Below are 24,320 nucleotides of genomic sequence, written 5' to 3' on the forward strand. Positions count from 1 at the left end.
CGGCACGGCTCGGCCGTGTATCAGCCGCGTATCGGCCGGGGAGCGCGTGGCCGCCTGCCGTGGGAGCGGCAGGTGGTGGATAGAGTCACGGGGTGGAGATGCCCCGCCTGCTCGACGGCCGGCTCAAGTTCCGGCACCTGGTCCTGATCGACGCGCTCTCGCGCCAGGGGAGCGTCGTCGGCGCCGCCGGTGAACTCCATGTCACGCAGCCCGCGGCGACCCGGAGCCTGCACGAGCTGGAGGACATCCTCGGCGTGCCGCTGTTCGAGCGCGGCCCCCGGGGTGTCACGCCCACCGTGTTCGGCGAGGCGTTCACCCGGCACGCACGGGCGGTGCTGGCGCAGTTGACGCAGGCGGGGCGGCATGTGGTGGAGCTCGCCGACGCCGACCGCGGCACCGTGGTCGTCGGCACCCACCTGGCGGGCTCCAACGTCCTCCTGCCGCGCGCCATCGCCGCGCTCAAGAAGGAGCGCCCCTACCTGACCGTGATCGTGCGGGAGGGATCGCCGGAGGCGCTGCTGCTGGAGCTGGAGGCGGGCCGCGTCGACCTCGTCGTGGGGCGGCTGACCGCGCCCTCCGACGAGCGGATGGAACGCCGCAAGCTCTACGACGAGTCGGTGGAGCCCGTGGTCCGGGCCACGCACCCGCTCGCCGGGCGGGAAGCGGTGGAGCTGGCGGAGCTGGTCGGCCACCCGTGGATCCTGCCGGGCGCGGAGACCGTGCTGCGCCGGGAGATCGAGGAACTGTTCGGCCGCCACGGGTTCGCCCTGCCGCTGAACAGGGTGGAGACCACCTCGTTCCTCACCATCCGCCAGCTCCTGCTGGAGACCGACGTCGTCGCGGTGCTGCCCAGCCTGATCGTCCGGGACGACAGCCGCATGGTGCGGCTGTCGGTCCCGCTGGCCCCGATCGGGCACAGCGTCGGGCTGACCAGATCGGCCGCCCGGACGCTGAGCCCCTCCGCCGAGGCCCTCATCCGGAGCCTGGAGACCGTCGCCGGTGACATGGCCGCGCCGTCGACCAGTGGTCAGCGGCCCTCGGGCGAGGACAGGCCGAGGAACCGCTCGGCGTTGCCGTAGCCGATCTGCCGGCGTTCGGTGTCGTCGAGGAACTGGCTCTTGCGGACCACCTGGCCGACCGGACGCTCGCCCAGCGGGTACGGGTAGTCGCTGCCCACCATCACCCGGTCCGCGCCGACCGTGTCCACCAGCAGCCGCAGGGCGCGCTCGTCGAAGACGACCGAGTCGACGTGGAACCGGCCGAGGTAGTGGGACGGCGGGAACCGTGAGGTGCCGATGACGTCGTTGCGTCCGTGCCAGGCGTTCTCCATGCGGCCCAGCCAGAACGCGAACGAACCGCCGCCGTGTGCGAAGCAGATCTTCAGGCGGTCGTCGACGCGGTCGAAGACCCCGCCCAGGATCATGGCCAGGATCGACAGGTGCGTCTCGGCGGGCATCGCCGTCAGCCACTGGGCCATCCAGCGGTCGAGCCGGGGGGAACTGGCCATGTCCCACGGGTGCACGAACACCGGTACGTCCAGTGCGGCGCAGTGCTGGAGGAAGGTGACGATCCCTTCGCTGTCCAGGTCCAGGTCGCCGACGTGGTTGCCGATCTCGACTCCGCGGTGCCCGGCCGCGACGCAGCGTTCCAGCTCGCGGCAGGCCGCGTCCGGGTCCTGCAACGGCACCTGGCAGAACGGGATCAGCCGGTCCGGTGCGGGCTCGACGATCTCCAGCGCCAGATCGTTGAAGATCCGCGCGATCCTCGCCGCCTCCCGGCCGCTTCGCCCGTAGGTGAAGAAGGCAGGGGTCGGGGAGACGACCTGGGTGCGCACGCCGTCCGTGTCCATGTCGCGCAGCCGGACCTCGGCGTCCCAGCAGTCCGAGCGGATCCGCCGGAACTCCTTGGTCCCCATCATGATCACCGCGTCCGACTCGGTCTCGAGCCGGAGCCACGGTGCGTCCGGCCCGCCGTCGGCTCTGAGGTCGGGCCAGCCCCGGGGCACGTAGTGGGTGTGGATGTCGATCACTCGGTCCACCGGTCAGCCCTTCCCCGGGTGGAGCGCGCCGCACTCGCGGCAGACCCGGGCCCGCTCGTCCTCGTAGAAGGCGGTGAAGACCGGCGGCAGGTCCTCGACGATGTCCCTGACCTGGAGTTCGATCCCGTGGATCAGGGCGGAACAGTTCGGGCAGTACCACTGGAAGCGCTCCAGGGTGCCTTCCTCGCGGACCCGCTCGATGACCAGGCCGATCGACTCGGGGTCGGGGCGCTGCGGGGAGTGCGGGACGTTGCCGGGCAGCAGCCAGGCCTGGCCCTCCTTGATGTGCACGGTCCGCGGCCCGACCCCGGTCATGAGGTTGACGTGCATGTCGCCCTTGACCTGGTAGAACCACTCCTCGTACGGCTCCTGGTGGAAGTCCGTGCGCTGGTTGGGGCCGCCCACGATCTGGACGATGAAGTCGTCGCCGAGGAACATGGTCCGGTTGTTCACCGGCGGCTTGAGCAGGTGCGCGTGCTCGTCGATCCAACCCTGGAAGTCGATGACCTCGGGGATGTCGGTCATGAGACCACCTCCGTGCTGTGCGATGCGGATGTACCGGGGGTTCGGGGGGCCCGGGAGGCCCGGGAGGCCCCGGGCAGGTGGGCTACGGCCTGGATCTCGATCAGCAGGTGCGGGTGCGGCAACTGGTGCACCGCGACCGTCGTACGGGCCGGGCCCCGCTCGTCGAAGTACTCGGCGTAGACCTCGTTGTATCCGCCGAAGTCGTTCATCGACACGAGGTACGAGGTGACCTGGGCGATGTCGTGGAGTTCGGCGCCCACCTCGGCGAGCATGTCCCGGATGTTCTCGATCACCGCGCGGGTCTGCGCGCGGATGTCGAGGTTCACGGTGCCCATGGCGTCGGCCTCGGCGCCCACGAACGTGTTGTCGGGCCGGCGCGAACTCGTGCCGGACACGAAGACCAGGTCGCCGACGACCTTCAGGTGGGGGAAGCGGCCGCGCGGGGCGGCCCGTCCCTCGAGAACGCGTGCGTCGCTCATCCGAGGACCCTCACTTCCACCGTGCCGAGTCCCGCGACCTCGCAGGCCGTGACCCCGGCGGTCAGCGGCACCGCCGCGGTGGCCGCACCGGCGAGCACCACCTGCCCGGCCCGCAGCGGGATGGACCGGCGCCGGCACATGTCCAGCAGCGCGTGCAGGGCGCGCACCGGGTCGCCGAGGATCGCGGCGGTCGAGCCGACCGTCTCCGCCTGGCCGCTCACCAGCCGCACCGCCCGGTTGGGCACGCTCTGAAGGGGCCGCCAGGAACCGATCACATAGGCGGAGGCCGACGTGTTGTCCGCGACGACGTCCTCGTAGGTGAACCGGAAGTCCCGGTAGCGGGAGTCGATGACCTCCATGGCAGGGGCGAGGGCGTCCACACAGGACTCGATGTCCGTCGCGGGGTCGTCCAGGTCCACGTCGCGGGAGATCCGGTACGCCACCTCCGGTTCCACCTTCGGGTGGATGAACCGCCCGAGGTCGAGGTCGCCGCCGTTCGCGACCCGCATCGCGTCGGTGAGCCGCCCGACGATCACGTCGGACACCCCCATCTGGGCCATCTTGGCCTTGCTGGTGAAGCCCAGCTTGACCCCGGTGACCCGTTCGCCGCGCGCCTCCCGGCGGGCCACCAGCGCCGCCTGGACCGCGTACGCCTCCGCGATGTCGAAGGCGTGCGTGTCGGCGAGACTCGGCGTGTCGGTGCGCGTCGTCTGGGCGGTGTCGAGCCGCTCCGCGAGGGCCTCCACGGTGCTTGCCGTGCTCATGCGGCGCTCCCTTCCGTGCCGGCCCCGTCCCGCGCGGCCAGGTCCAGTGCGATGTCGACGATCATGTCCTCCTGGCCGCCGACCAGTTGGCGGCGTCCGACCTCCATCAGGATCCGCCGGGTGTCGATCCCGTAGCGCCGGGACGCCCGCTCGGCATGCAGCAGGAAGCTGGAGTACACGCCGGCGTAGCCGAGGGTCAGCGTCTCCCGGTCCACGCGTACGGGCCGGTCGCGCAACGGGCGGACGATGTCGTCGGCGGCGTCCTGGAGGGCGAACAGGTCGCAGCCGTGCTCCCAGCCCAGCAGGTCCGCGACCGCGACGAACGGTTCCGCCGGGCAGTTGCCCGCCCCGGCGCCCTGACCGGCCAGGGCCACGTCGACGCGGTACGCGCCGTGCTCGACGGCGGCCACACTGTTGGCGACCGAGAGCGAGAGGTTCTCGTGGGCGTGGATGCCGATCTGGGTACGGTCGTCCAGCACCTGCCGGTAGGCGTCGATCCGCTCCGTGACGTCGCGCGTCGTCAGCCGCCCGCCGGAGTCGGTGACGTACACGCAGTGCGCGCCGTAGGACTCCATCAGCGCCGCCTGCTCGGCCAGGCGTGCGGGGGAGTTGAGGTGGCTCATCATCAGGAAGCCCGACACGTCCATGCCGTGCTCCCGGGCCCAGGCGATGTGCTGTGCGCTCACGTCGGCCTCGGTGCAGTGGGTGGCGACGCGGACGCTGCGCACCCCGAGGGCGTGGGCGCGGCGCAGGTGCTCGATGGTGCCGATGCCGGGAAGCAGCAGGGTGGTCAGCTTCGCGCGCTCCAGCACCTCCGCGGCGGCCTCGATCCACTCCTCGTCGCTGTGGGCGCCGAAGCCGTAGTTGGCGCTCGATCCGCCGAGCCCGTCGCCGTGCGCGACCTCGACGGCCGCGACGCCCGCCCTGTCGAGCGCGGCGACGATCCGGCGCACCTGGTCGAGGGTGTACCTGTGCCCCATGGCGTGCATGCCGTCCCGCAGGGTCACGTCCTGTACGTAGAGGTTCACGCGCTCACCCATCCTCGGAGTACGGCGATCCGCTCGGCGGTCCTGACCGCGGCGGAGGTCATGATGTCCAGGTTCCCGGCGTAGTCGGGCAGGTAGTGGCCCGCGCCCAGCACCTCCAGGAACACCGACACCCGCACTCCGGTGAACCTGCGGCCCAGCGCCGGGACCATCACGTCCTCGACGGGGTCGAACTGCACGTCCTGCTTGAGCCGGTAGCCGGGGACGTACTCCCGGACGCCGGCGGCCATATCCCGTACGGAGGCGGCGATCCGCTCCCGCGTCCCCGCGTCCACCGCGCCCTCGACGAGGCAGTACACGGTGTCGCGCATGACGAGGGGCGGTTCGGCCGGGTTGAGGACGATGATCGCCTTGCCCACCTCGGCACCGCCGACGGCGCGGACGGCCTCGCCGGTGGTCTCGGTGAACTCGTCGATGTTCGCCCGGGTGCCGGGACCGGCCGACCGCGACGCGATGGACGCGACGATCTCGCCGTACGCCACCGGGGCGATCCGGGAGACCGCGGCGACGACGGGGATGGTCGCCTGGCCGCCGCAGGTCACCATGTTGACGTCCGGCGCGTCCAGGTGCTCCTCCAGGTTGACCGGCGGGACGACGAAGGGGCCGAGCGCGGCCGGGGTCAGGTCGACCATCAGCTTGCCGTGGCGCCGGGCGATCTCGGCGTTGCGGACGTGGGCCTTCGCGGAGGTGGCGTCGAAGACGACCTTGACGTCGGCGAACTCGTCCATCTCCACGAGGCCGTCGATGCCGCCGGCGGTGGTGGCGACCTTGAGGCGTGCGGCCCGCGCGAGACCGTCGGACGCCGGGTCGATGCCGGCCATGGCGCCCATGCGCAGGGTCCTGGACAGCCGCATCACCTTGATCATCAGGTCGGTGCCGATGTTGCCGGAGCCGATGACGGCGACGGGGACCGTGCCGTCCGAGGCCGGGGGCGTGTCGGCCGCGGCCGGGATCGTGCCGCCCGGCCCGGTGGTTGCTGGACTCACTTGGTTCCCTCCTCGAGCACTGCTTCCACTTCTCCCAGCCCGTCCAGCTCCAGCCGGAACCGTCCCGGTCCCCCGACGGGCACCATCGGGCCCAGCGCGCCGGACATCACCACGTCCCCGGCGCGCAACGGCTGTTCGCGCCGGACCAGTTCGCGGGCCAGCCAGGCCACCGCGACGACCGGCGAGCCGAGACAGGCGTGCCCCGCGCCGTGGGAGACCGCCTCGCCCTCCCGGCGCAGCGTCATGCCGACCCGGGCCAGGTCCAGGCCCGCGACCGGGTACGGGGTGGTGCCGAGGACGACCGCGCCGCTGGACGCGTTGTCGGCCACGGTGTCGGTGATGGCCAGGTCCCAGCCGGCGATGCGGGAGTCGACGATCTCGATGGCGGGCAGCACGAACTCGGTGGCCCGCAGCACGTCCGCGACGGACGGGCCGGGCCGGTCCAGGTCCCGCCCGAGCACGAACGCGATCTCGCCCTCCGCGCGCGGCTGGAGGAACCGGCCGAGCGGCAGCGGCTCGGTGTGCGCGTACAGCATGTCGTCGTGGAGCACGCCGAAGTCCGGCTGGAAGACGCCGAACTGCCGCTGCACGACGGGGGCGGTCAGCCCGATCTTGGCGCCCACCCGGCGCGCGCCGGCCGCGCCGCGGGCCTGGGCGAGGCGGCGCTGCACCTCGTAGGCGGCGTCGATGTCGCTCGTACCGAGGTACTGGCGGACCGGGGCGCAGGGGGTGCGCGTGGCGGCCGCGTGGGTGAGGGCCGCGACGGCGGCCTCGACCGGCCGCTCGGACCCGGCACCGGCAGGGTGGAGAGGGGCGGGGTCCGCCCGGTTCGTCAGGTCGTTCACCGGAGACCTCCGAGGATGTCCCGGCCGTCATGCCGGGGTGGGGGTACTTCCCGCTTGCGGGGGAGAATCGGACTCGTGCGAAGCAGGGCAGGAATGGGCGATTCGCCCCAAGGGCGGACCGCTGGCCACGGAACCGGGTACAGTGCTGACTGTGCGTTGCGAGAGCCAAGCGCGTACGCCGTGCTGATCGAGAACCAAGACAGCACAAGCACCTCCAAGCTTGTGATCCCAAACCGGGCCGGTTTCAACCCGGCTGGTGTTGATCGTGGAAGACCTGCCTGGTCGCTGACCCTGCAGGCAGCGTGAGCCAGGAATCTCCGTGCTTCAGCGGGGAGAGGGTTCAAAGCTGTACGCACACATTCGTCGGCTCGGTGTAGAAGTGCAGAGACGACGCGCCGCCCTCGCGGCCGAGGCCGGAGAGCCCGACGCCGCCGAAGGGGGAGCGCAGGTCGCGCAGGAACCAGGTGTTGACCCAGGCCATGCCCACGTTCATCGCCTGCGCCACCCGGTGGCCGCGGCGCAGGTCGTTGGTCCACACGGAGGCGGCGAGACCGTAGTCGGTGTCGTTGGCGAGACCGATCGCCTCTTCCTCGGTGTCGAAGGGGATGAGGGCGGCCACGGGACCGAAGATCTCCTCGCGGACCACCCGGTCGGCGTTGGTCAGCCCGGTCCACAGGGTGGGCTCGATCCACGAACCGCCGTCGAGGTCCGCACCGAGCCGGGGGACCTGGCCGCCGGTGAGGACCGTCGCGCCGGCCTGTTCGGCCAGGTCGAAGTAGCCCAGCACCTTGTCGCGGTGGGCGTGTGAGATCAGCGGGCCGGTGGTGGTCTCCTCGGCCAGCGGGTCGCCCAGGCGCAGGCGTTCGGCGCGCTCCACGAGCCCGCCCGCGACGGCGTCGAAGACGGACCGCTGTACGTAGACCCGCTCGGTGCACAGGCACACCTGGCCGGTGTTGGCGAACACCGACCTGCTCAGCCCGGTCACCGCCTCGTCGACGTCGGCGTCGTCGAAGACGACCGCGGCGTTCTTGCCGCCGAGTTCGAAGGAGACCGGCCGTACGCGCGGGGCGACGGTCCGCATGACCTGCGCGCCGGTGGCGGACGACCCGGTGAAGGTCACCCCGTCGATGCCGGGGTGCGCCGTCAGGTACCCGCCGGCGGAGCCGCCGCCGAAGCCGTGGACGACGTTGTACACCCCGGCCGGCAGACCCACCTCGGCCAGCACCTCGGCGAGCAGCGCGGCGGTGCCGGGCGTCTCCTCGCTCGGCTTGACGACCACGGCGTTGCCGCAGGCCAGGGCGGGGGCGACCTTCCAGGTCAGCAGCAGGAGCGGCAGGTTCCACGGCACGACGACCGCGACCACGCCCAGCGGCTTGCGGACCGCGTAGTTGAGGGCCCGCTTCCCGCCCGCCAGATCGGTCAGGAACGACTCCTGGCCCGCCGCGGCGACCACGTCGGCGAAGGCGCGGAAGTTCGCGACGGCGCGGGTGACGTCCAGCTCCCGCGCCTGTGTGACGGGTTTGCCGGTGTCGGCGATCTCCGCGGCGACGAACTCCTCGAACCGCTCCTCGATGCGGTCGGCCGCACGGCGCAGCAGCTCGGTCCGCTCCCGGACCGCGGTGTCCGCCCAGCCCTCGCGCAGTGCGCGCCGGGCCGCCGTCACGGCCCGGTCCACCAGTGCCTCGTCCGCCTCGTGGACGCGGGCGTGGACGAGGCCGGTGGCCGGATCGGTCGCGTCGAAGCCGCGGTGGCCGGCCCGGGCGCCACCGCCGCCGCCGCCGTCGCCGTCGCCGTCGCCGTCGGGGTCGACGAACCGGCCGTCGACGAAGTTGCGGATCCACCGCCCAGTTTCTGCCGTCATGCCTCTCACTGTGGAAGGCGCGGCCATGCCCGACAAATTAACTTCTCGTCCATTCGCATGCCCACTTGGGTATAGCTCGGCGTGCGAGGGGTGGTTGGGGATGGCTGAGAGGTGGCTGAAATGCGGCTATACCCAGATGGCTATGGCTGGTCGCGTGTTCGGCATTTGTGCGTCATGCCTCGGAGGGCCAGGATCCACCGCAACCCACCCGAGTGAGAGGTCCTCCCATGAGCAACTCACCCCCAGCTGACGGCACGGGCACCGGCCGCACCGCGGCGGGCAGAACGGCCGTCGCGACCCTGGCCGGCACCACGCTCGAGTGGTACGACTTCTTCCTCTACGGCACCGCGGCCGCGCTCATCTTCGACAAGCAGTTCTTCCCCTCGCTGAGCCCCGGCGCGGGCACCCTGGCCGCCTTCAGCACGTTCGCCGTCGGGTTCGTCGCCCGGCCGCTCGGCGGCCTGGTCTTCGGCCACTTCGGCGACCGCATCGGACGCAAGGCCACGCTCGTGGTCTCGCTCCTGCTGATGGGCGTCGGCTCCACGCTCATCGGCGCCGTCCCGAACTACGACGCGATCGGCTTCTGGGCCCCGGTGCTGCTGGTCCTGCTCCGCGTCGTCCAGGGCATCGGCCTCGGCGGCGAGGGCGCCGGCGCCACCCTGATGTCGATGGAGCACGCACCCGCGGGCAAACGGAACCTGTACGCCGGCTTCCCGCAGATGGGCACCCCCGCCGGACTGGTCCTGGCCAACGTCGTCTTCCTCACCACCAACTCCGTGGCCGGAGACGCCACCTTCACCTCGTGGGCCTGGCGCATCCCCTTCCTGCTGAGCTTCGTCCTGGTCGCGGTGGGGCTCCTGGTCCGGCTGAGGGTCACCGAGTCGCCCTCCTTCAACCGCGCCGTCGAGCAGGACGAGGTGGTCAGGTTCCCGCTGGCGGAGGCGCTCAGGGTCGGATACCGCCGCCTCGGTCTCACCCTGCTCGCGGTGGTCGCGAACTCCGCCGTGGCCTACGTGTTCCTGGTGTTCACCCTGTCGTACGGAACCAAGGAACTGGACTACAAGAAGAAGTTCCTCATCCTCGGCGTGACCGCCGCGTCCGTGATCTGGTTCGCCACCATCCCGTTCTGGACGAAGGTCGCCGACCGCTACGGCCGCAGAACCATGTTCGTCGGCGGCTCCGTCGCCATCCTGGCCTGGTGCGTGGCGTTCTTCCCGCTGCTCAACACCAACAGGTCCCTGCTCGCCCTGCTGGCCCTGGTCGGCATGGGGATCATCATCCCGGTGACGCACTGCGTGCAGGGCGCCATCATCGCCGACACCTTCCCCATCCACGTCCGGTACTCGGGCTCCTCCCTCATCCTCCAGCTCGGCGCGATCCTGGGCGGCGGACTCGCCCCACTGATCTCCACCGCGCTGCTGGACGCCGGCGGCTCGTCGACCGGCGTGACGTGGTATCTGGTGGGGGTGTGCGCCCTCAGCCTCGCCGGAGCGGTCGCACTGTTCCGCCTGGTCCCGGAGAAGGGACCGGAACCGGCGGCCGAACCCCCGGCACAGGCCGTCGCCCGCACCTGACCCCCACGGAGGCCGAACATGCCCGATCCCACTGGCGCGGTGGTGCGCTCCGGCCCCGTCCGTTACGCCACCGCCGCGCGCTTCGCCCCGCCCCGCCCGGTGGACGCCGGCGACACCCGCCCGCCGAGCGGCGAGATCTGCCCCCAGCTCCCCTCCCGCCTCGACGCGGTGATGGGAGCCCCGCTCGACCCCCGTCCGCAGGGCGAGGACTGCCTCCACCTGACCGTCACCACCCCGGCCCGCGACGACGGCGCCCGACCGGTCCTCGTCTGGTTCCACGGCGGCGGCTTCAGCAGCGGCGCGGGCCTCATGGACTGGTACGACGGTGGGGCGCTCGCCGCCGAGGGCGACGTGGTCGTCGTCGGCGTCAACTACCGCCTCGGAGCCCTCGGATACCTCTGCCTGGACGGGATCAGCGAGGGCAACCTCGGCCTGTACGACCAGCTCGAGGCCCTGCGCTGGGTGGGCGAGCACATCGCCGCCTACGGGGGAGACCCCGGCAACGTCACGGTCTTCGGCCAGTCCGCGGGCGCCCTCTCCATCCGGCTGCTGCTGGAGACGCGTCAGGCGCGGGGGCTCCTGCACCGGGCGATCCTCCAGAGCCCGCCCCTGTCCATCACGGCCCGCTCCCGCACGGACTCCGAGGACCTCGGCCGCGTCTTCGCCGGCCTGCTGGGCGAGGACCCGCGCACCGCTGCTCTTCCCGCGATCCTGGCGGCGCAACGGGAGACCGCGGGGGTCAACCTGCGGCGCTCCGGCAGCACCCTGGAACCGCCCTTCCTCCCGGTCGTCGGGTCCCCCGTCACGGAGGACGACGAGGAGCCCGCCCCGGCCGTCCGCGGTCTGGACGTCATGTACGGCTGGAACGCGGACGACATGAGCGCCTTCCCGGGGGAGGGCGACGATGTCGCGGAACTGACCCGCCGCGTGTTCGAGGAGCCGCTGGCACGCTACGGGGCGGCCCTGGCGCGGGCCGGGGCCCGGGTCCACGCCTACCGCCTCGACTGGCGCCCGGCCGGCTCCCCGTTCGGCGCGACCCACTGCCTGGAACTGCCGTTGCTCCTGGGCACCCGGGAGGCATGGCGGGCATCACCGATGCTGGGCCGGGAGCCGTGGGCCGAGGTGGACGCCCTGGGCAGAGCGATGCGCGCCGCCTGGACCGCCTTCGCCCGCACCGGCACCCCCGGCCCCTCACTTCGCGGTCAGGAACTCCCCGTGCTCCAGTGGGCGGTTCACGACGCGGATGTCACCGACGGAGCCGTGGAAGACGACGTCGATCGCGCCGGCGTATTCGTGGCCCCCGACCAGCCACGGCAGGCCGAGCGAGGTGAGTCCGAGTGACACGCGCCGCGGATCGTCGGCGACCGGGGAGCTCTCGACGTACAGCCTGGTGCGGCGGCCGTCGTTGACGACGGCGATGTGCCACCACCGCAGCTCCGCCAGGCCGTGGCTCCAGTTCGTCGTCGGGTAGGTGGTGTTGAGCGGGTAGTGGTTGAACTGCACCTCACGGCCGTTGTTGGTGATGGCCAGCTGGGCCAGGGGTTCGTTCGGGTCGGTGTTCCTGTCGTGCTTTCCGGCGGCGCGGGCGGCGCCCCGGCGGCTGAGGACCGACGCGTTGCCGTTCCGGCCGGCGTCCCAGTCCAGGGGTATGCGCACGAAGGTCTCGATGGTGTACCCGCCCCTGAACGTCTCGGTGTTCAGCGGCGCCGCGTCCTTCGTGGTGAGGTACGAGCCGTTGACCGGGTTCCTGCCCCCGGTGAACTTCAGGCTGGCGTGCCCGGGCTGGTCGGGGTGGTGGTCGTCGGACCAGGTCAGCGCGTCGGCGGGGGTGCCGGGCGTGGTCACCACGGTCAGGTCGTTGCCCCTGCCGGAGAGGTCCCGGACGGTCTGCCCCCGCGTGAGCGCGGTGCCCGGCGCTCCCTGCCCGTCGAAGCGCCAGTACGCGACCGTACCCCTGACCAGCATGCGGTCGGCCGGGCGGGAGGGACGGGCCGGGACGGGGGCGAAGCCGGAGAAGCGCTTCTCGAAGTCGACCGGGATCGAGAAGTCGTCGACCGGGCTCGTGAGGCGGGCGTGCTCGGCGGCCAGAGCGCTGCGCGACTTCGGTTTCTGGGCCAGGATCCACGGATTGACCGTCTCGACGTCGATCGTGTCCCGGGCCAGGTCGAAGTGGTACAGCCGGATCATGCCGCCACCGCCGAAGAAGCGGTTCTGGTAGTTGGCGATGTGCAGGTGCACGTCGTTGCCGTGGGCGTTCTTCCTGGTCGTGCGGCCGGACGGCCAGTAGTGGCCGTTGAGGGTCAGGAAGATCTGGTCGTTGTCCGCGATCAGCCGGTCCCAGAGGGTCTGACCGTACTCGGAGAGCGAGGCGTTGTTCTCCGGGTCGCCGGACTCGTAGGGGAAAACGTTGTCATCGTAGTCGGGGTGGACGATGTCGTGCGCCGTGAGGATCACCGGCATCTTGGGGTGGGCCTTGATGGTCTTCTCGGCCCACGCGAAGCCCTGCTCGGTGGTCCGCCAGTCCAGCGCCAGCACGAGCCACGACCGGCCCGCGGCCCGGAAGACGTGCGCGGTGTTGTAGCCCGTGGCGTCGGACCCGACGAAGGACTTCGCGTGTCTGAACCGCCGGGGTCCGAGGGTCCGCAGGTACGGCGTGTCCCCGCGTGTGTCGTCCCCGCTCACGTCGTGGTTGCCGGCCACCACGCTGTACGCGGCGCCCTTCGCGTCCAGGATGTCGAAGGCCTTGTCGATCTGTTCGAACGACGACGCGTCGGCGTCCTGCGACAGGTCACCGAGATGCGACATGAACACGATGTTCTGGTCGGCGACACCGCTGTTCCTGACGATGTAGCGGAAGGACTCCTCCTGCGGGGCGCGGTTGACGCTGTCCTGGCTGCCCCAGTAGAGGTACTGCGTGTCCGGCATGACGGCGAAGGTGAACCGGAGGGCGTCGGGGTCCGGATTCCACCGCCCCACATGCCCGTGCCCGTGTCCGTGCCCGGAGGCGTCGGCGGCGTGCGCGGGGGCCGCGCCGAGTGCGGACGCACCGGCGCCGACCGCCACCGCCCCGGCGCCCGCCAGCGCCGCGTTGCGCAGGAAGCCGCGCCGCCCCTGACCGGCCGGTTCGTGAGACGCCGTCTCTCCGTGAACGCACATGCTGGAGCCCTTCCCGAGGGGTGCTTTGATCGCGAACGACGTTAGGCGGGGAGGGCCTGGCCCGGGTGACTTCGAGATGGCGAACGGAGATCGGGCGCCCGTCGAAACAGACCGGAATGATTCCCCGGAATGTCGAGGTGGGGATACCCTCCGGCCAGGGCCGGAGCGGGGAGCAGGAGGGGGCCGACGTGCTGGAGGTCGTGGCGCTCAGCGCGCTGACCGCGTTTCTCATGTCCGTGGGCAATGGCGCCGCGGGGGAGATGGGCAAGCAACTCCTGCTGTCGACGGGCGCCTTGGTACGAAGGACCACCGGACGGCAGACACCACTGCCGGCGAGCCCGGAGGAACGGACGGAACTGGCCGGCCTGGTGCACGCCCGCCTCGGGCGGGACGCGCGGCTGGCGGAGGAGTGGGCGCTGGTCCTGCGGACCCACGGGCGCCCGGGGACACCGGCCCTGGCCCGCGGCGGCGGACTGCCGCCCGCGCCACGCCACTTCACCAACCGGCACCGGGAACTGCGGCGGCTGGCGCGGGAGGCGGCCCGCCCCGCCGACGGCCGGCCCCGGGTCGCGCTGCTCCACGGTCCGCCCGGCATCGGCACGACCGCCGCCGCCCTGCGCCTCGGCGCCGAGCAGCACGCCCGGTTCCCGGACGGACAGTTCTACGTGGACCTGCGGGACGCGGCCACCGACGGCGGACCGGGACCCGGCGCGGTCCTGGCGCGCCTGCTGCGGCAGATGGGCGTCGAACCCGGACTGCTTCCGGCCGTGGCCGCCGACCGGGAGGAGCTCTACCGGCGCCTGACGGCGGACCGCCGTGCCCTGGTCGTGGTCGACCACGCGACCTCGCCCGCCCAGGTCCGCGGCCTCATCCCGTCGGCCCCCGGGATCTTCCTGGTCGTGGTCGTCTCCGGCCGGCCCTTCGCCCTGGAGGCGGAACGCGTGGAGGTGGGGCCGCTGAGCGACCGCCACGCGGCGCGGATGCTGCGGGACCTGGCGGGCGCGGAGGAGGCCGCCCGGGCCCGGACCCGGCTGCCGCGGCTGGTCCGCCAGTGCGCCGGCAACGCGTTCGCCCTCAGAGCGGCGGCGGCCCGGCTGGGCACCGAAGAGCCGGACGGCCCGCGGCCCGGAGCCGGCCCAGGATCCGGCGGGGGCCCCGAGGAAGAGACCGGGGCGAACGATCCCGTCCGTGAGGCGGTCCGGACCGCCACCGCCCGGCTGCGTCCGGCGACCGCGCGGATGTGCCGGCTCGCGGCCCTGGGCGCGTGGCCCGGCCTCGACGCCCCGTTGGCCGCGGCTGTCGCGGACGTGTCCCCGGACGAGGCCGCCGGGATGCTCGCGGAGGCGGTCGACACCGGGTTAGTGGAGCCGGGGGCGGGGGAACGCCACCGGTTCCGGCCCGAGGTGCGCCGGTACCTCGCGGACACCGCGGGCCCGGAGCACGGCGTCGCCGAGTGCTCCGCCGCCGTCGTGCGCGGCCTGGAAGCCGTACTGCACCGCGCCCTGCACGCCGCGCACGCCGCCCTCCCGGGCAGCTGGCGCACCGAACCGGCGCCCTCGGACGGGTCCGCGTACGGTGACGAGGCGGAAGGCCTGGGCGCCCTGCGGACCGAGCTGGACAACGTGGTCCGGGCGGTCTCCCTGGCCGACCAGTACGGACACGTCACCACGGCCCTCCGGCTGGCCCGCGCGCTGTGGCCGCTCCAACTGAAGGCGGGCCACTGGGACGACGTACTGCCGGCCCTGCGGATCGCCGCGCGCCGCGCCGACGCCCACGAGCCCCGCACCCGCATGGCGGGGGCGTTGCACTTCCAGTTGGCCCACTGTCTCGACCAGTTGGGGCAGCGGGAGGAGGCGGACCGGGCGGTGCTCGCCGCGGTGGAGTGCGAGAGGGCGGCGGGGCATCTGCGCGGTGAGGCGTCCGCGGTCGAGATGCTGGGCCTGTTCCACCTCTACCGGTGGGACCATCCGGCGGCGCACGAGCGCTTCACCGAGGCCCGGGGCGTCTACGAAAGGATCACTTCCGGCCAAGAAGGCTCCGGTGACCTTCCCCGTGCCCTCGCACTGCTGGACCGCCACGAGGGGCGCGCCCTGCGCGGCATGGACCGGCTCGACGAATCACGGCGCCTGCTCGGGTCCGCGGTCGCCTTCTTCGAGCGGACGGGTGAGGCCTACAACACGGCGCGAGCCCTCACGGACCTGGCCGAGACCCTGCACGACGCCGGCCTGGACACCGAGGCGCTGGCACACATCACGCGGGCCGAACGCCTTCTCGACCCGGCGGCCGTCCCGCACCGCCAGTACCTCACCGCTCTCCGGGCGCGGTGCGAGACCCCGGTGTGAGGGGCCGTACGCGTACCGGATGAACGCGGCCGGCGGCACGGACCCGGAGGGTGAACCCCTTAGCGGGCACAGGGCCGCCGCCAGTGAGCCAGGCGTACAGCGATGAGGCGCAGGCCGCCGGGTCGAGGTCCGCGTCCGGTCCGGCGGACAGGCGGAACACCTCGCCCTCGCGGGTGCGTACGAAGCAGCGATGCGGGCCGCTCACGAACACGGCCATGGCGCACTGCGGGAACCTGCGCACCACGTCCGCCGACCACCCCTGCCAGCCGCCCAGACGGGGATCGTCCGGCTGCCCGTCACGCACGATGAGGTCGGCCACCTCCAGGGCGGCGGGGTCCCGGGTGTCCTCGTGCACGGCGGCGTGCACGTCGCCCCGCGCGTCGTACGGCACGACCGACGCCCGCTCGATCTTTACGTTCCTCCCGTCGACGCGGGTGCGCACCCGCAGCGGGGCCGTGCGCCGCGGCGGGTCGTACTCCGGCAGGGGCAGCGGTTCCAGGAGGGCGGGTGCCTGCGGCTCGGCCAGGTCCATCAGGCGGTAGAAGTGCCGCCGCAGCAGCGTCGCGGAAGCCCCCGGGACCGACGTGACCCCCGCGGCCGCGTCGGCCGGGGAGGGTGTCCCGGCCGTTGCCCGTTCCAACTGGGTGCGCAGGGGGCGGTGCGGGTCGAAGCGCGGGGCATCGCGGACGAACGACGCGAGCGGCGTGCCGGGGGCCAGCTTCCCGGTGCCGGGGGCCGCGATCAGCACGGGTACGTCCAGCGCCGCCGCGTAGTAGGAGACCGAACCGAAGTCACCCACCACGACGTCCGCGGCCAGGACGGCCTGGCGCCAGGCGCGTACGGGATCCACCAGCGCCAGCCCGTGCCGGCACGCCTCGTCCAGCCACGCACGCAGCTGCCCCGGCCCGTGCCCGTACCAGATGTTCGGGTGCAGCACCGCGGCCAGCCGGAAGTCGTCGGCCGGCAACTCGGCCGCCAGCCGCGGCAGCAGGCCCGGTACGAGGTCCTCCCCGCCGCCGCTGCCGAACAGGCCCTCGGGATTCCACGTGGAGTTCAGCACCACGAGCCGCTGACCGTTCCGGACGCCCAGAGCGCGCCGGAAACGGTCCCGGTGCGCCCGGGCGGCGAGCATACGGTCGAAGCACGGGTCCCCGGCCACCACCGACGCGCCGACCGCCTCGGGGCAGACCGCGCGTAGCCGTGCCACCTGCTCCGGGTGGGACAGGACCAGTCCGTCGACGTAGGGCACGCCCTCCGACAGCAGCCATTGCGCTGACAGCCCGAACACCGGCTCCCGGCTCCCGGCCCCGGCTCCCGGCCCCGGCTCCCGGCCCCGGCTCCCGGCTCCCGGCTCCCGGCTCCCGGCTCCCGGCTCCCGGCTCCCGGCCGAGCCAGTGTCTTAGTATATCCCACACCATGGGACAGAATGGTCAATTTACCGTCAATAAGAGGCAGTTGGCCCCCAAAGCTGGCGGATATCGCGAGATCCACCGGGGTCTCCAGTGCCTGCTCCCAGGGCAGTACGGGCAGCCCCAACTCGGCGAACAGCTCGCCGATTCCCGCCTGGAAGACCGACGATCCGGTCGAGGTGACCAGGAGTTGTACCCGGAAGTCGTTGTGGAACAGGGGAAGTACGTCGAGCAGACGCCCCGCGGAGGTCACGTTGTGGACCACCAGGAGCACCCGACGGCAGGGCCGCCGGCTGGTCCACCGCTCCGACCCCTCGCCGACCGGCACCCGTACCGCGGCGGGCTCGCCTGGCCCCACGGGCACCTCCGGCATCGGCGTGATCGCATCGAACGTCCCACCCTATCCAGCACCCGGTTCAGCCTCGGTTCGTGGTCCTGCTGAACCCTTCGCGCGCGGTCAGCCCCTCGGCGCCTCGTCCCCCCTGTCCCGGGACAGGGGGGAAGAGCCGCGGTGACCTCGACCTCGAGGAGGTGGCCGGGAGCGAAGAGGGCCGGGACGGGTACGAGGGTGCTCGCGGGTACGGTGCTCGTGCCGTCGCGGAGGGCGGTCACCACCGGGATGAGGATGTCCGGGGCGTAGTCGACGGCGTAGATCGTCTCCTTGACGATGTCGTCGCGCGAGGCCCCGACGGCGCCGAGCGCGATGCCGATGTTGCGGGCTATGACGACGGCCTGGCTCACGTGATGATCGCCCCGTGTCGGGGCTCCGGACTCGTCGGCGGCAACGGCCGCGCGAGGTGTGACGGTCGCGGACGCCGGCGCGTGCCTACCGGCGGGCCTTGTCCCTGTGCGCGGCGGTGTCCAGGAGGACCCGTGCCACCTCGGCGGGGTGCGTGGAGATCGCCATGTGACCGGCGTCCGTCTCCGAGACGGTCATCCCGTCGGCCTCGGCCCGCCGGGCCATCTCGCCGAACGCGTCCGGTGCCGCCGTGCAGTGGAGGTAGGTCGCCGCGATGCCGCCCGGCTCGGCCGCTGCCACGAGGGGCTCCTCGTGTGTGCGGACGGGCATGGGGGTCAGTCGTGTGGTGTCGAAGCCGTCGAGCCCGGGGAAGACGGCGCCGAAGTCCGCCGGCCGGAGCAGCCAGGGCTGTTGCTCCAGCCGTAGTTCCTGGGAGGCCGCGCGCTGCCAGGGCAGCAGGTCCCAGGCCGACTCGCCGGTTCGGGGCAGGAAGGCGTCGATGTACACCAGGTGCCCCACTCGCTCCGGGACCCGGGCCGCGGCGCCAGTGATCACCATGCCGCCGTAGCTGTGGCCGACCAGCACCACATCCTCCAGCCGTTCCCATTCCAGGAGCAGGCCGATGTCGTCGACGTGCGTGCTCAGCCCCACTCCTTCGGTGGCCAGGTGGTGGCGGTCGCCCAGGCCGGTCAGGGACGGTGCGTACACCCGGTGCCCGGTGGCCTCCAGACGGGGCCGGACCAGTTCCCAGTTCCAGCCGCCCGTCCACGACCCGTGGACCAGAACGAATGTGGCCATGTCGATTTCTCTCCCCTTCGAAGCCCGCGCGGCGTGTCGTGGCGAGGGGCTCGGCCGAACTCGTCCCTATTTCATGAACGACGTCCAGTAATTAGTGCCACAGCCAACGGCCTGTCTTTTTCGTCCATCCGCCCCCGAACCGTCCGATGTCCGATCACTGGGACCGCAGGGTGACCGGAACGGAGGGGCTGTCCACGTCCAGACCGATGTGCTCCAGACCGTCGGAGAGGCGTGCCCGCGCGGCGTCGGGGAGTCGCAGGACGTGGGCGGTCGCGAAGCCGGCGTCGTCGCGGCGCAGGTGACCCGGTGCGTCACCGGGACCGAGGCGCACCTTCTGGTCGGTCACGACGAACCCGAGGCTGTGGACGAGCAGTCCCATCCCGGCGGAGTTGTCCTGATGGACGTAGCCCATCACCGGCTTGGGGTCGGCGCGGGTGACGGCCGTGATCGCGACGGCGCTCAGCAGGGTGCCGAGGCCGCGCCCGCGAAGGCCGGGGACGAGATGGAGACCGCCGAACTCCCACCGCGGGACGGCGTCGAGCCCCTTGCCGTCCGGTTTGACGTAGCAGAGCCCCGCGACCTGCCCCTGGCGCTCGACGACGACCATCTGGCGTGCCTCGACCATCTGTTGGAAAGCCGCCGGGGGCACGGGCAGCATGAACTCGCCGAGAGTGGAGCGGTGGAACTCGAAAGCGGCGTTCCGGGTGGCATTCGTGACCGGGGCGATGACCAGGGCTTCCGGAGTGTGGGCGAACGGCTTCACCATCCGTGCCTCCTTTCGGGGTGGAGTCACCGGGCAGCGAGGCCCGCCGCGGGACTGCCGGTCCGGGTGATGGCGGTGGTGATCAGGGTGTCCAGCAGCCGTTCGTACGACAGGCCGGCCGCCGCCCAGATGCGTGGGTACTGGGAGGCCGCGGTGAAGCCGGGGAAGGTGTTGACCTCGTTCACGACCGGTCGGACGCCGTCGCGCAGGAAGAAGTCGACGCGGATGAGGCCGGAGCAGTTCAGCGCCTCGAAGACGTCCACGGCCATGCGCTGGAGCTGCTTCGAGATGTCCTCGTCGAGCTGGGCCGGGATGGTGTAACTGGTCGCCGCATCCACGTACTTGGCCTCGTAGTCGAAGAACGGCCGTCCGTCGTGGACCGCGATCTCCAGGGGCGGTCCGGCCTCCAGCCGGCCGTCCGGATGCTCGAGTACCGCGATGTCGATCTCCCGGCCGTGTACCGCCTCTTCCACCAGCACCTTCGTGTCCCAGGAGCGAGCCGATTCGAGTGCCGCCCCCAGGTCGTCCCAGGTCTCGACGCGGGTGACGCCGATGCTGGAGCCGGCCCGCGCGGGCTTGACGAAGGCGGGCAGCCCCAGACGCAGGCGCTGTGCCTCGGACAGGGTGCTGTCCCCGCCCCTCAGCAGCGTCCAGTCGGCGACCGGCAGGCCCACGGAGCTCAGGATGCGCTTGGTCGCGTCCTTGTCCATGGCGATGGTGCTCGCGCTCACGCCGTTGCCCACGTAGGTCACGTTCGCGGCCTCCAGGAGGCCCTGTACGGTGCCGTCCTCGCCGAAGGGCCCGTGCAGGGCGGGCACGACGGCGTCGGCGGACGCCAGATGGGGCAGCACCGCGCGCAGGCTGTCCCCGGCGCCCATGCCCCGGCTGGGGGTGACGTCGGTGAGGCCGGCGGCGGTGCAGGCACCCTCGGGGAAGTCGGACGGGCCGGGCACCCACTCCCTGGCCCTGGTGATCCGGACCGGCTGGACCGCGTAACGGGAACGGTCCAGGTGGCCGACGATGCCCGCGGCCGAGGCGCAGGACACCTCGTGCTCACCGCCGGGCCCGCCGAACAGGACCACGACACGCGTGCGGGTGTCTCTGGGCGCGACGACGGGCGTATCGGCGTGGAGATAGCGGCGCGGGACACGGGGGCCGACGCCGGTGAGGATCTCGTGCGGGACGGTTCCGGCCCAGTCCGCCCACTCGGCGGCCGTCGGCTCACCCTTGTCTCCCGGCCCGAAGACCACCGCGTCCTCGCCGACCGCGATCTGGTCGTCCCCGGTGTCCACGACACACTGGTCCATGGCGATCCGGCCGGCCACCCGCCGACGGGCCCCGCCGACCAGGATCTCCGCCGAGCGCGAGGCCCGGAAGGGCAGTCCGTCGGCGAAGCCGAGCGGTACGAGGGCGAGTGCGGTCGGTCGTTCCGCGACGTACTCGTGGCCGTAGGACACGCCCATGCCCGCCTCGACCCGCCGGCTCATGATGACGCGGCCGCGCAGCGTCATCGCCGGCCGCAGCCCGAAGCTCTCGCCCCTGACCGGCTCCACCCCGTACAGGCCGAGCCCCGCGCGTACCAGGTCGTAGTGGGTGGCGGGAGCGGCCAGTGCGGCGGCCGAGTTGGCCAGATGCAGCACCTCGGGCCGCAGGCCCGCGGCACGGGCCTGCGACACCGCCGTCTCGAACGCGTCGACCTGACCGGCGACGCCCGCGTGCCGGGGATCGTCGGGGTGCACGAGGTGCGACCAGACGCCCCGCACCCGCAGCAGGCCCCGCCGTTCGAACTCGGCGGCCGCTTCGAGGAGTCGGGGCCAGTCCACCGTGCCGGCGCCGTTGCGCCCGAGCCCGGTGTCCACCTTGAGGTGGACGGCACCCGGGATTCCCGCCTTCTCGGCGCACGCGGCGATCCCCGCCAGGTGCGGCAGGGAGGCGGCCGACAGGTCCACGTCCTGCCGGATCACCCCGGTGACGTCCTCACGGGGAAGCCGCATCCAGGCCAGGATGGGTGCCGTGATGCCCGCCTCGCGCAGTTCCAGTGTCTCCGGAGTGGAGGCGGCGCCCAGCCAGGTGGCTCCGTGGGCGAGCGCGGTGCGTGCCACCTGTACGGCTCCGTGACCGAACCCGTCGGCCTTCACCACCGCCATCAGGGCGGCGCCGCGCGAACGGGCGGCGAGGATCCGGGTGTTGTGAGCGATGGCCGACAGGTCGATCACTGCCTCGGACAACCGGTGCCGGACGGTATCGGGATGTGCGTCACATTCGGGTTCCGTCCTCGCTGAGGGCGACTGGCGCGTCATCAAAACTCCGTGGGGGTGGAATACGTGGACGGCGTTGTCATTCGAGGTTCGTCAACGGAGAATGCGCCCGCGCTCGTGACGAGGTGTTCCCGTGGGGGATACGGGCGGTCGCGTGCGAACGTTGAAGCTCACGCTCTCGAATGCGACCAACCTAAGTACTCCGGCCCGTCCACGACGATGAAGCCCACACGTCCAACGGTCGTACAGCCTGCGCTACCGGGCACGACGTACCGCCGTCTCCCTCCTCCCCTCCCCTCCTCCGTTTCAACACAGGCGGTGGAATCCGCGTATCCCCGTGTACTCAGTCGCTCACGTACGGCCTCAGGGAGAAGGGGTGGCCGGCACCATGAACAAGGCATGCGTTCACCATCGGCCGTTCCTGACCGAACACCTGCTGCTCGGGACTCCCCTGCCAAAGGAACTCTCCCGGCACCTCGACCAGTGCCCGGACTGTGCCCGCGAGGCCGCCGAGACCGGGGACGTGAGTCGTACGATGCGGCGGGTCGACGCCTTCGCTCGCTGGAGAGCCGCGTCGCTCGGCCCGGTGCGCTCCGTGAACGGCACGGAGGCACCGAGGCCGGCTCGCACCGGTCCCGGAAAGCGGACCGCCCTCGGGTTCGCCGCCGCCCTCGTCGCGGCCGCGGCAGTGGTCGTTCCTCTCGCCGTGACGCACCGGCAGGGGGCCGATCCCACACCGTCGGCCGCGCTGATCACGCACGGCGAGATGATCGGCCGGCCGTGGGGCACCGAGGTCCCGGTGGTGCTGTCGGGGCTCAGCAGCGGTGAGACCTACCGTCTGGCGACGCTGGGCGCGGACGGTGCGCGCGCGGTCGGCGGCAGCGTACAAGCGGCGAGCGCGGAGCGGTTCACCTTCCGCATCGTGACGTCCATGGACAAGGACACCATCACCGAGTTGATCGTCGAGGACGGCGAAGGGCACGTCATCGCCCGCGTTCCCGTGTGCCCGTGCTCCGTCTGACTTCCGGGCCGTGCCGAGTGAATGGTTGTCTCCGGGAGGACGACGAAGGGACCCCGGACACCGGCCGGACGCCGACGCGGCCGTCGACCGACGCCTGCGCGGCGCGGCCTCGCTCACCGGCTCAGTCCGAGTTCCGCTTCACGGCATCCACGTCCGCACGCAGTGAACTCGTCCTGACGAGCTGGTACACCGGCGCCGAGGAACTGATGAAGACGAGCTCTCGCTCCTCAGGCAGGCGGTCCAGGAGGTCGAGCACGCCCATCACCTTGTGCGGGGGTACCTCCGCCTCCTGGTCCGAGGGCACGGTGAAGACGGGGACGGCCTTCGTGCCGTCGGTCATCTCGATCACGTCGGGGTCCCCTCGCTGGTCGACGCATACCGCGACGTCCGCCTCCAGGAGGGAGAAGGCGAGGAGCGTCTCCGGACCGTAACCGGTGGCGACGAGGCGTGCGGCCTCGTCCATGATGCCGGCCGACGGCCCCCATCCGTAGGCATCCGGCGACGGCCGGTACCGGGGGTTCTGCTCCCATTCGACGATGTCGCCGTGCTCGTCGCTGCGCCAGCGCCCCAAGGCAGCCCAGTGCGGCGGAGCGACACTGTCGTCGGTGTCGTCCCAGTGCCGGTCGACCATGGTCAGCCAGTGGTCGGGGGCCAGCCGTGCCGCGGACACGAACTGCGGCGGTGGCTCCCGAAACCCGGCATGACCTCTGGGCATTGCAGGAAGCCACTCCTCGGTCGCGGTGGAGCCGACGGGCATGCTCGGCGGTGCTTCCTCCTCTCGTGGGTTCTCAGGGGTGGGAGCGGTCTCGTGGCTGGGCGGCTGCGAGGAACCTGTCATGCCGCGCGACTCCTTGCTCGAGAACGTGATGTGCGGACCGCGTCAGCCGGCGGTGGCCGCGCCGCGGGCGGGGGAGCCGGAAGCAGGGCCCCGGCCGGTGGTCCTGTCCTCCGGCCCGGCACCGTCCGACACGCCGGCCCGCTCCGCGGGCAGGGACGATGCCCCGGCGTCCGACGCTACGGCGGCGGCCGGTTCGGCTTCCTCCTCCCGTCGCCCGTCGGTCGCGTTCCGCTCCCTGAGCGACTCCTCGACGGCGTGGCGCAAGGCATCGACGTCCACGGTGATGCTGACGGCGCCGGACGCGTTGAGGTAGAGGAGATGGTCCGCCGGAATCTTGTCCAGTACCTGTGCGGCGGGCATCAGCTCGTATCCGAAACGCCCGGACGCGTGCAGATGCTGGGGGGAGGTGAAGGCCGGCACGACCGCCTCGTCGTTGGGGGCGAGCGCGGACAGTGGACCACCGCCGGGTGCGAGCAGCACGGCGATCTCGGCCGTGGCCAGAGCGCGCGGCACCGCGTCACCGGGCCCGTATCCGGATGCCGCGAGCTGGATCGCCTCGTCCACCGGGTCGGTGGGCTCGGGCCAGCCGAGGGCACGGGGCGAAGGCCGGTAGTCCTCGTTGGGCCGCCACTCCTCGATCTCGCCCTCCGGGCCGGACCGCCACTCGCCGAGCATGGCCCAGCCCGGAGGTACGCCTTCGCCGGCCCAGGCGGGATCGACCATGCCCAGCCAGTGGTCGGGGGCCAGCTCGGCGGCCTTCCTGATCTCGTCGGGGACCTGCGGCTCGGTGGAGCCAGCGGGTTCAGTGCCGGTGGGGGTGGAGGTCTCTGCGCTCATGGGTCCTTCATCGGGTCGGATCGGGTCGGTGGCCGGCGCAC

19 protein-coding genes and 2 pseudogenes are annotated in these 24,320 nt (G+C 72.2%); 5 read left to right on the forward strand and 16 right to left on the reverse strand.

The window, feature by feature from the left end:
• Positions 1-92 precede the first annotated feature (92 nt).
• A complete protein-coding gene (locus tag OHA99_RS36495) occupies positions 93-1,079 on the forward strand; it encodes a LysR substrate-binding domain-containing protein (protein ID WP_331727902.1) in 987 nt (328 codons plus the stop codon).
• Here the strand turns inward: OHA99_RS36495 and OHA99_RS36500 are convergent.
• From OHA99_RS36500 to OHA99_RS36535, 8 genes are all read right to left on the reverse strand, one after another.
• Entirely contained in the window at positions 1,028-2,038 is a 1,011-nt protein-coding gene (locus OHA99_RS36500) for an amidohydrolase family protein (RefSeq protein ID WP_331727905.1), read from the reverse strand. The genes OHA99_RS36495 and OHA99_RS36500 overlap by 52 nt on opposite strands.
• A gap of 3 nt (positions 2,039-2,041) precedes the next feature.
• Positions 2,042-2,563, reverse strand: a complete 522-nt coding sequence (locus OHA99_RS36505) for a 3-hydroxyanthranilate 3,4-dioxygenase (protein WP_331727908.1) — start codon at positions 2,561-2,563, stop codon at positions 2,042-2,044.
• Positions 2,560-3,042 (reverse strand): RidA family protein, encoded by a 483-nt coding sequence (locus tag OHA99_RS36510; RefSeq protein ID WP_331727911.1) that lies wholly within the window; start codon positions 3,040-3,042, stop codon positions 2,560-2,562. Before OHA99_RS36510 ends, OHA99_RS36505 begins: the two co-directional genes overlap by 4 nt.
• The gene (locus OHA99_RS36515; RefSeq protein WP_331727914.1) at positions 3,039-3,806 is read right to left on the reverse strand and encodes a 4-oxalocrotonate decarboxylase; all 768 of its coding nucleotides are present in this window, start codon (positions 3,804-3,806) and stop codon (positions 3,039-3,041) included. Before OHA99_RS36515 ends, OHA99_RS36510 begins: the two co-directional genes overlap by 4 nt.
• Positions 3,803-4,846: a 4-hydroxy-2-oxovalerate aldolase gene (gene dmpG / locus OHA99_RS36520; RefSeq protein ID WP_165687542.1), complete on the reverse strand. Its 1,044-nt coding sequence runs from the start codon at positions 4,844-4,846 to the stop codon at positions 3,803-3,805. Before dmpG ends, OHA99_RS36515 begins: the two co-directional genes overlap by 4 nt.
• On the reverse strand, positions 4,831-5,805 hold the full coding sequence (locus tag OHA99_RS36525; protein WP_331728230.1) for an acetaldehyde dehydrogenase (acetylating): 975 nt from the start codon (positions 5,803-5,805) through the stop codon (positions 4,831-4,833). The genes dmpG and OHA99_RS36525 overlap by 16 nt, the downstream gene beginning before the upstream one ends.
• Positions 5,806-5,834: 29 nt before the next feature.
• A complete protein-coding gene (locus OHA99_RS36530) occupies positions 5,835-6,674 on the reverse strand; it encodes a fumarylacetoacetate hydrolase family protein (protein WP_331728233.1) in 840 nt (279 codons plus the stop codon).
• Between the two features lie 349 nt (positions 6,675-7,023).
• Positions 7,024-8,544: a 2-hydroxymuconic semialdehyde dehydrogenase gene (locus OHA99_RS36535; protein ID WP_331727919.1), complete on the reverse strand. Its 1,521-nt coding sequence runs from the start codon at positions 8,542-8,544 to the stop codon at positions 7,024-7,026.
• Between the two features lie 227 nt (positions 8,545-8,771).
• Between OHA99_RS36535 and OHA99_RS36540 the strand changes: the two genes are divergently transcribed.
• Together OHA99_RS36540 and OHA99_RS36545 are read left to right on the forward strand one after the other, a co-directional pair.
• Positions 8,772-10,118, forward strand: a complete 1,347-nt coding sequence (locus OHA99_RS36540) for an MFS transporter (protein WP_153182220.1) — start codon at positions 8,772-8,774, stop codon at positions 10,116-10,118.
• A gap of 18 nt (positions 10,119-10,136) precedes the next feature.
• Complete coding sequence (locus OHA99_RS36545; RefSeq protein ID WP_331727924.1) at positions 10,137-11,459, forward strand: carboxylesterase family protein; 1,323 nt, start codon at positions 10,137-10,139, stop codon at positions 11,457-11,459.
• Here OHA99_RS36545 and OHA99_RS36550 read toward each other — a convergent pair.
• Positions 11,394-13,274 (reverse strand): annotated as a pseudogene (locus OHA99_RS36550) (Tat pathway signal sequence domain protein); the annotation flags it as partial. The gene OHA99_RS36545 and the pseudogene OHA99_RS36550 overlap by 66 nt on opposite strands.
• A gap of 137 nt (positions 13,275-13,411) precedes the next feature.
• On the opposite strand from OHA99_RS36550, the gene OHA99_RS36555 reads away from it, so the two are divergent.
• Entirely contained in the window at positions 13,412-15,616 is a 2,205-nt protein-coding gene (locus tag OHA99_RS36555) for an ATP-binding protein (protein WP_405699140.1), read from the forward strand.
• Here the strand turns inward: OHA99_RS36555 and OHA99_RS36560 are convergent.
• The 5 genes and pseudogenes from OHA99_RS36560 to alr form a co-directional block, all read right to left on the reverse strand.
• Positions 15,579-16,904 carry a hypothetical protein gene (locus OHA99_RS36560; RefSeq protein ID WP_331727932.1) on the reverse strand — a complete coding sequence of 442 codons (1,326 nt, stop codon included), beginning with the start codon at positions 16,902-16,904 and terminating at the stop codon, positions 15,579-15,581. The genes OHA99_RS36555 and OHA99_RS36560 overlap by 38 nt on opposite strands.
• A gap of 370 nt (positions 16,905-17,274) precedes the next feature.
• Positions 17,275-17,784: pseudogene (locus OHA99_RS36565) on the reverse strand (RidA family protein); the annotation flags it as partial.
• A 67-nt stretch (positions 17,785-17,851) separates the two neighbouring features.
• The gene (locus OHA99_RS36570; protein ID WP_331727933.1) at positions 17,852-18,562 is read right to left on the reverse strand and encodes an alpha/beta hydrolase; all 711 of its coding nucleotides are present in this window, start codon (positions 18,560-18,562) and stop codon (positions 17,852-17,854) included.
• 154 nt (positions 18,563-18,716) lie between these two features.
• A complete protein-coding gene (locus tag OHA99_RS36575; protein ID WP_331727936.1) occupies positions 18,717-19,328 on the reverse strand; it encodes a GNAT family N-acetyltransferase in 612 nt (203 codons plus the stop codon).
• Positions 19,329-19,351: 23 nt separating this feature from the next.
• Entirely contained in the window at positions 19,352-21,553 is a 2,202-nt protein-coding gene (gene alr, locus OHA99_RS36580) for an alanine racemase (RefSeq protein ID WP_331727939.1), read from the reverse strand.
• Between the two features lie 406 nt (positions 21,554-21,959).
• Here alr and OHA99_RS36585 point away from each other — a divergent pair, with 406 nt between their 5' ends.
• Positions 21,960-22,604 carry a hypothetical protein gene (locus tag OHA99_RS36585; RefSeq protein ID WP_331727942.1) on the forward strand — a complete coding sequence of 215 codons (645 nt, stop codon included), beginning with the start codon at positions 21,960-21,962 and terminating at the stop codon, positions 22,602-22,604.
• Between the two features lie 121 nt (positions 22,605-22,725).
• On the opposite strand, the gene OHA99_RS36590 is transcribed toward OHA99_RS36585, so the two are convergent.
• Positions 22,726-23,319, reverse strand: coding sequence for a type VII secretion system-associated protein (locus OHA99_RS36590; RefSeq protein ID WP_405699144.1), 594 nt, complete (start codon positions 23,317-23,319; stop codon positions 22,726-22,728).
• 165 nt (positions 23,320-23,484) lie between these two features.
• Entirely contained in the window at positions 23,485-24,279 is a 795-nt protein-coding gene (locus OHA99_RS36595) for a type VII secretion system-associated protein (RefSeq protein WP_331727948.1), read from the reverse strand.
• Between the last annotated feature and the right edge of the window lie 41 nt (positions 24,280-24,320).

Origin of the sequence: Streptomyces coelicoflavus, from assembly GCF_045041415.1 — a bacterium.
GTDB lineage: Bacteria > Actinomycetota > Actinomycetes > Streptomycetales > Streptomycetaceae > Streptomyces > Streptomyces coelicoflavus.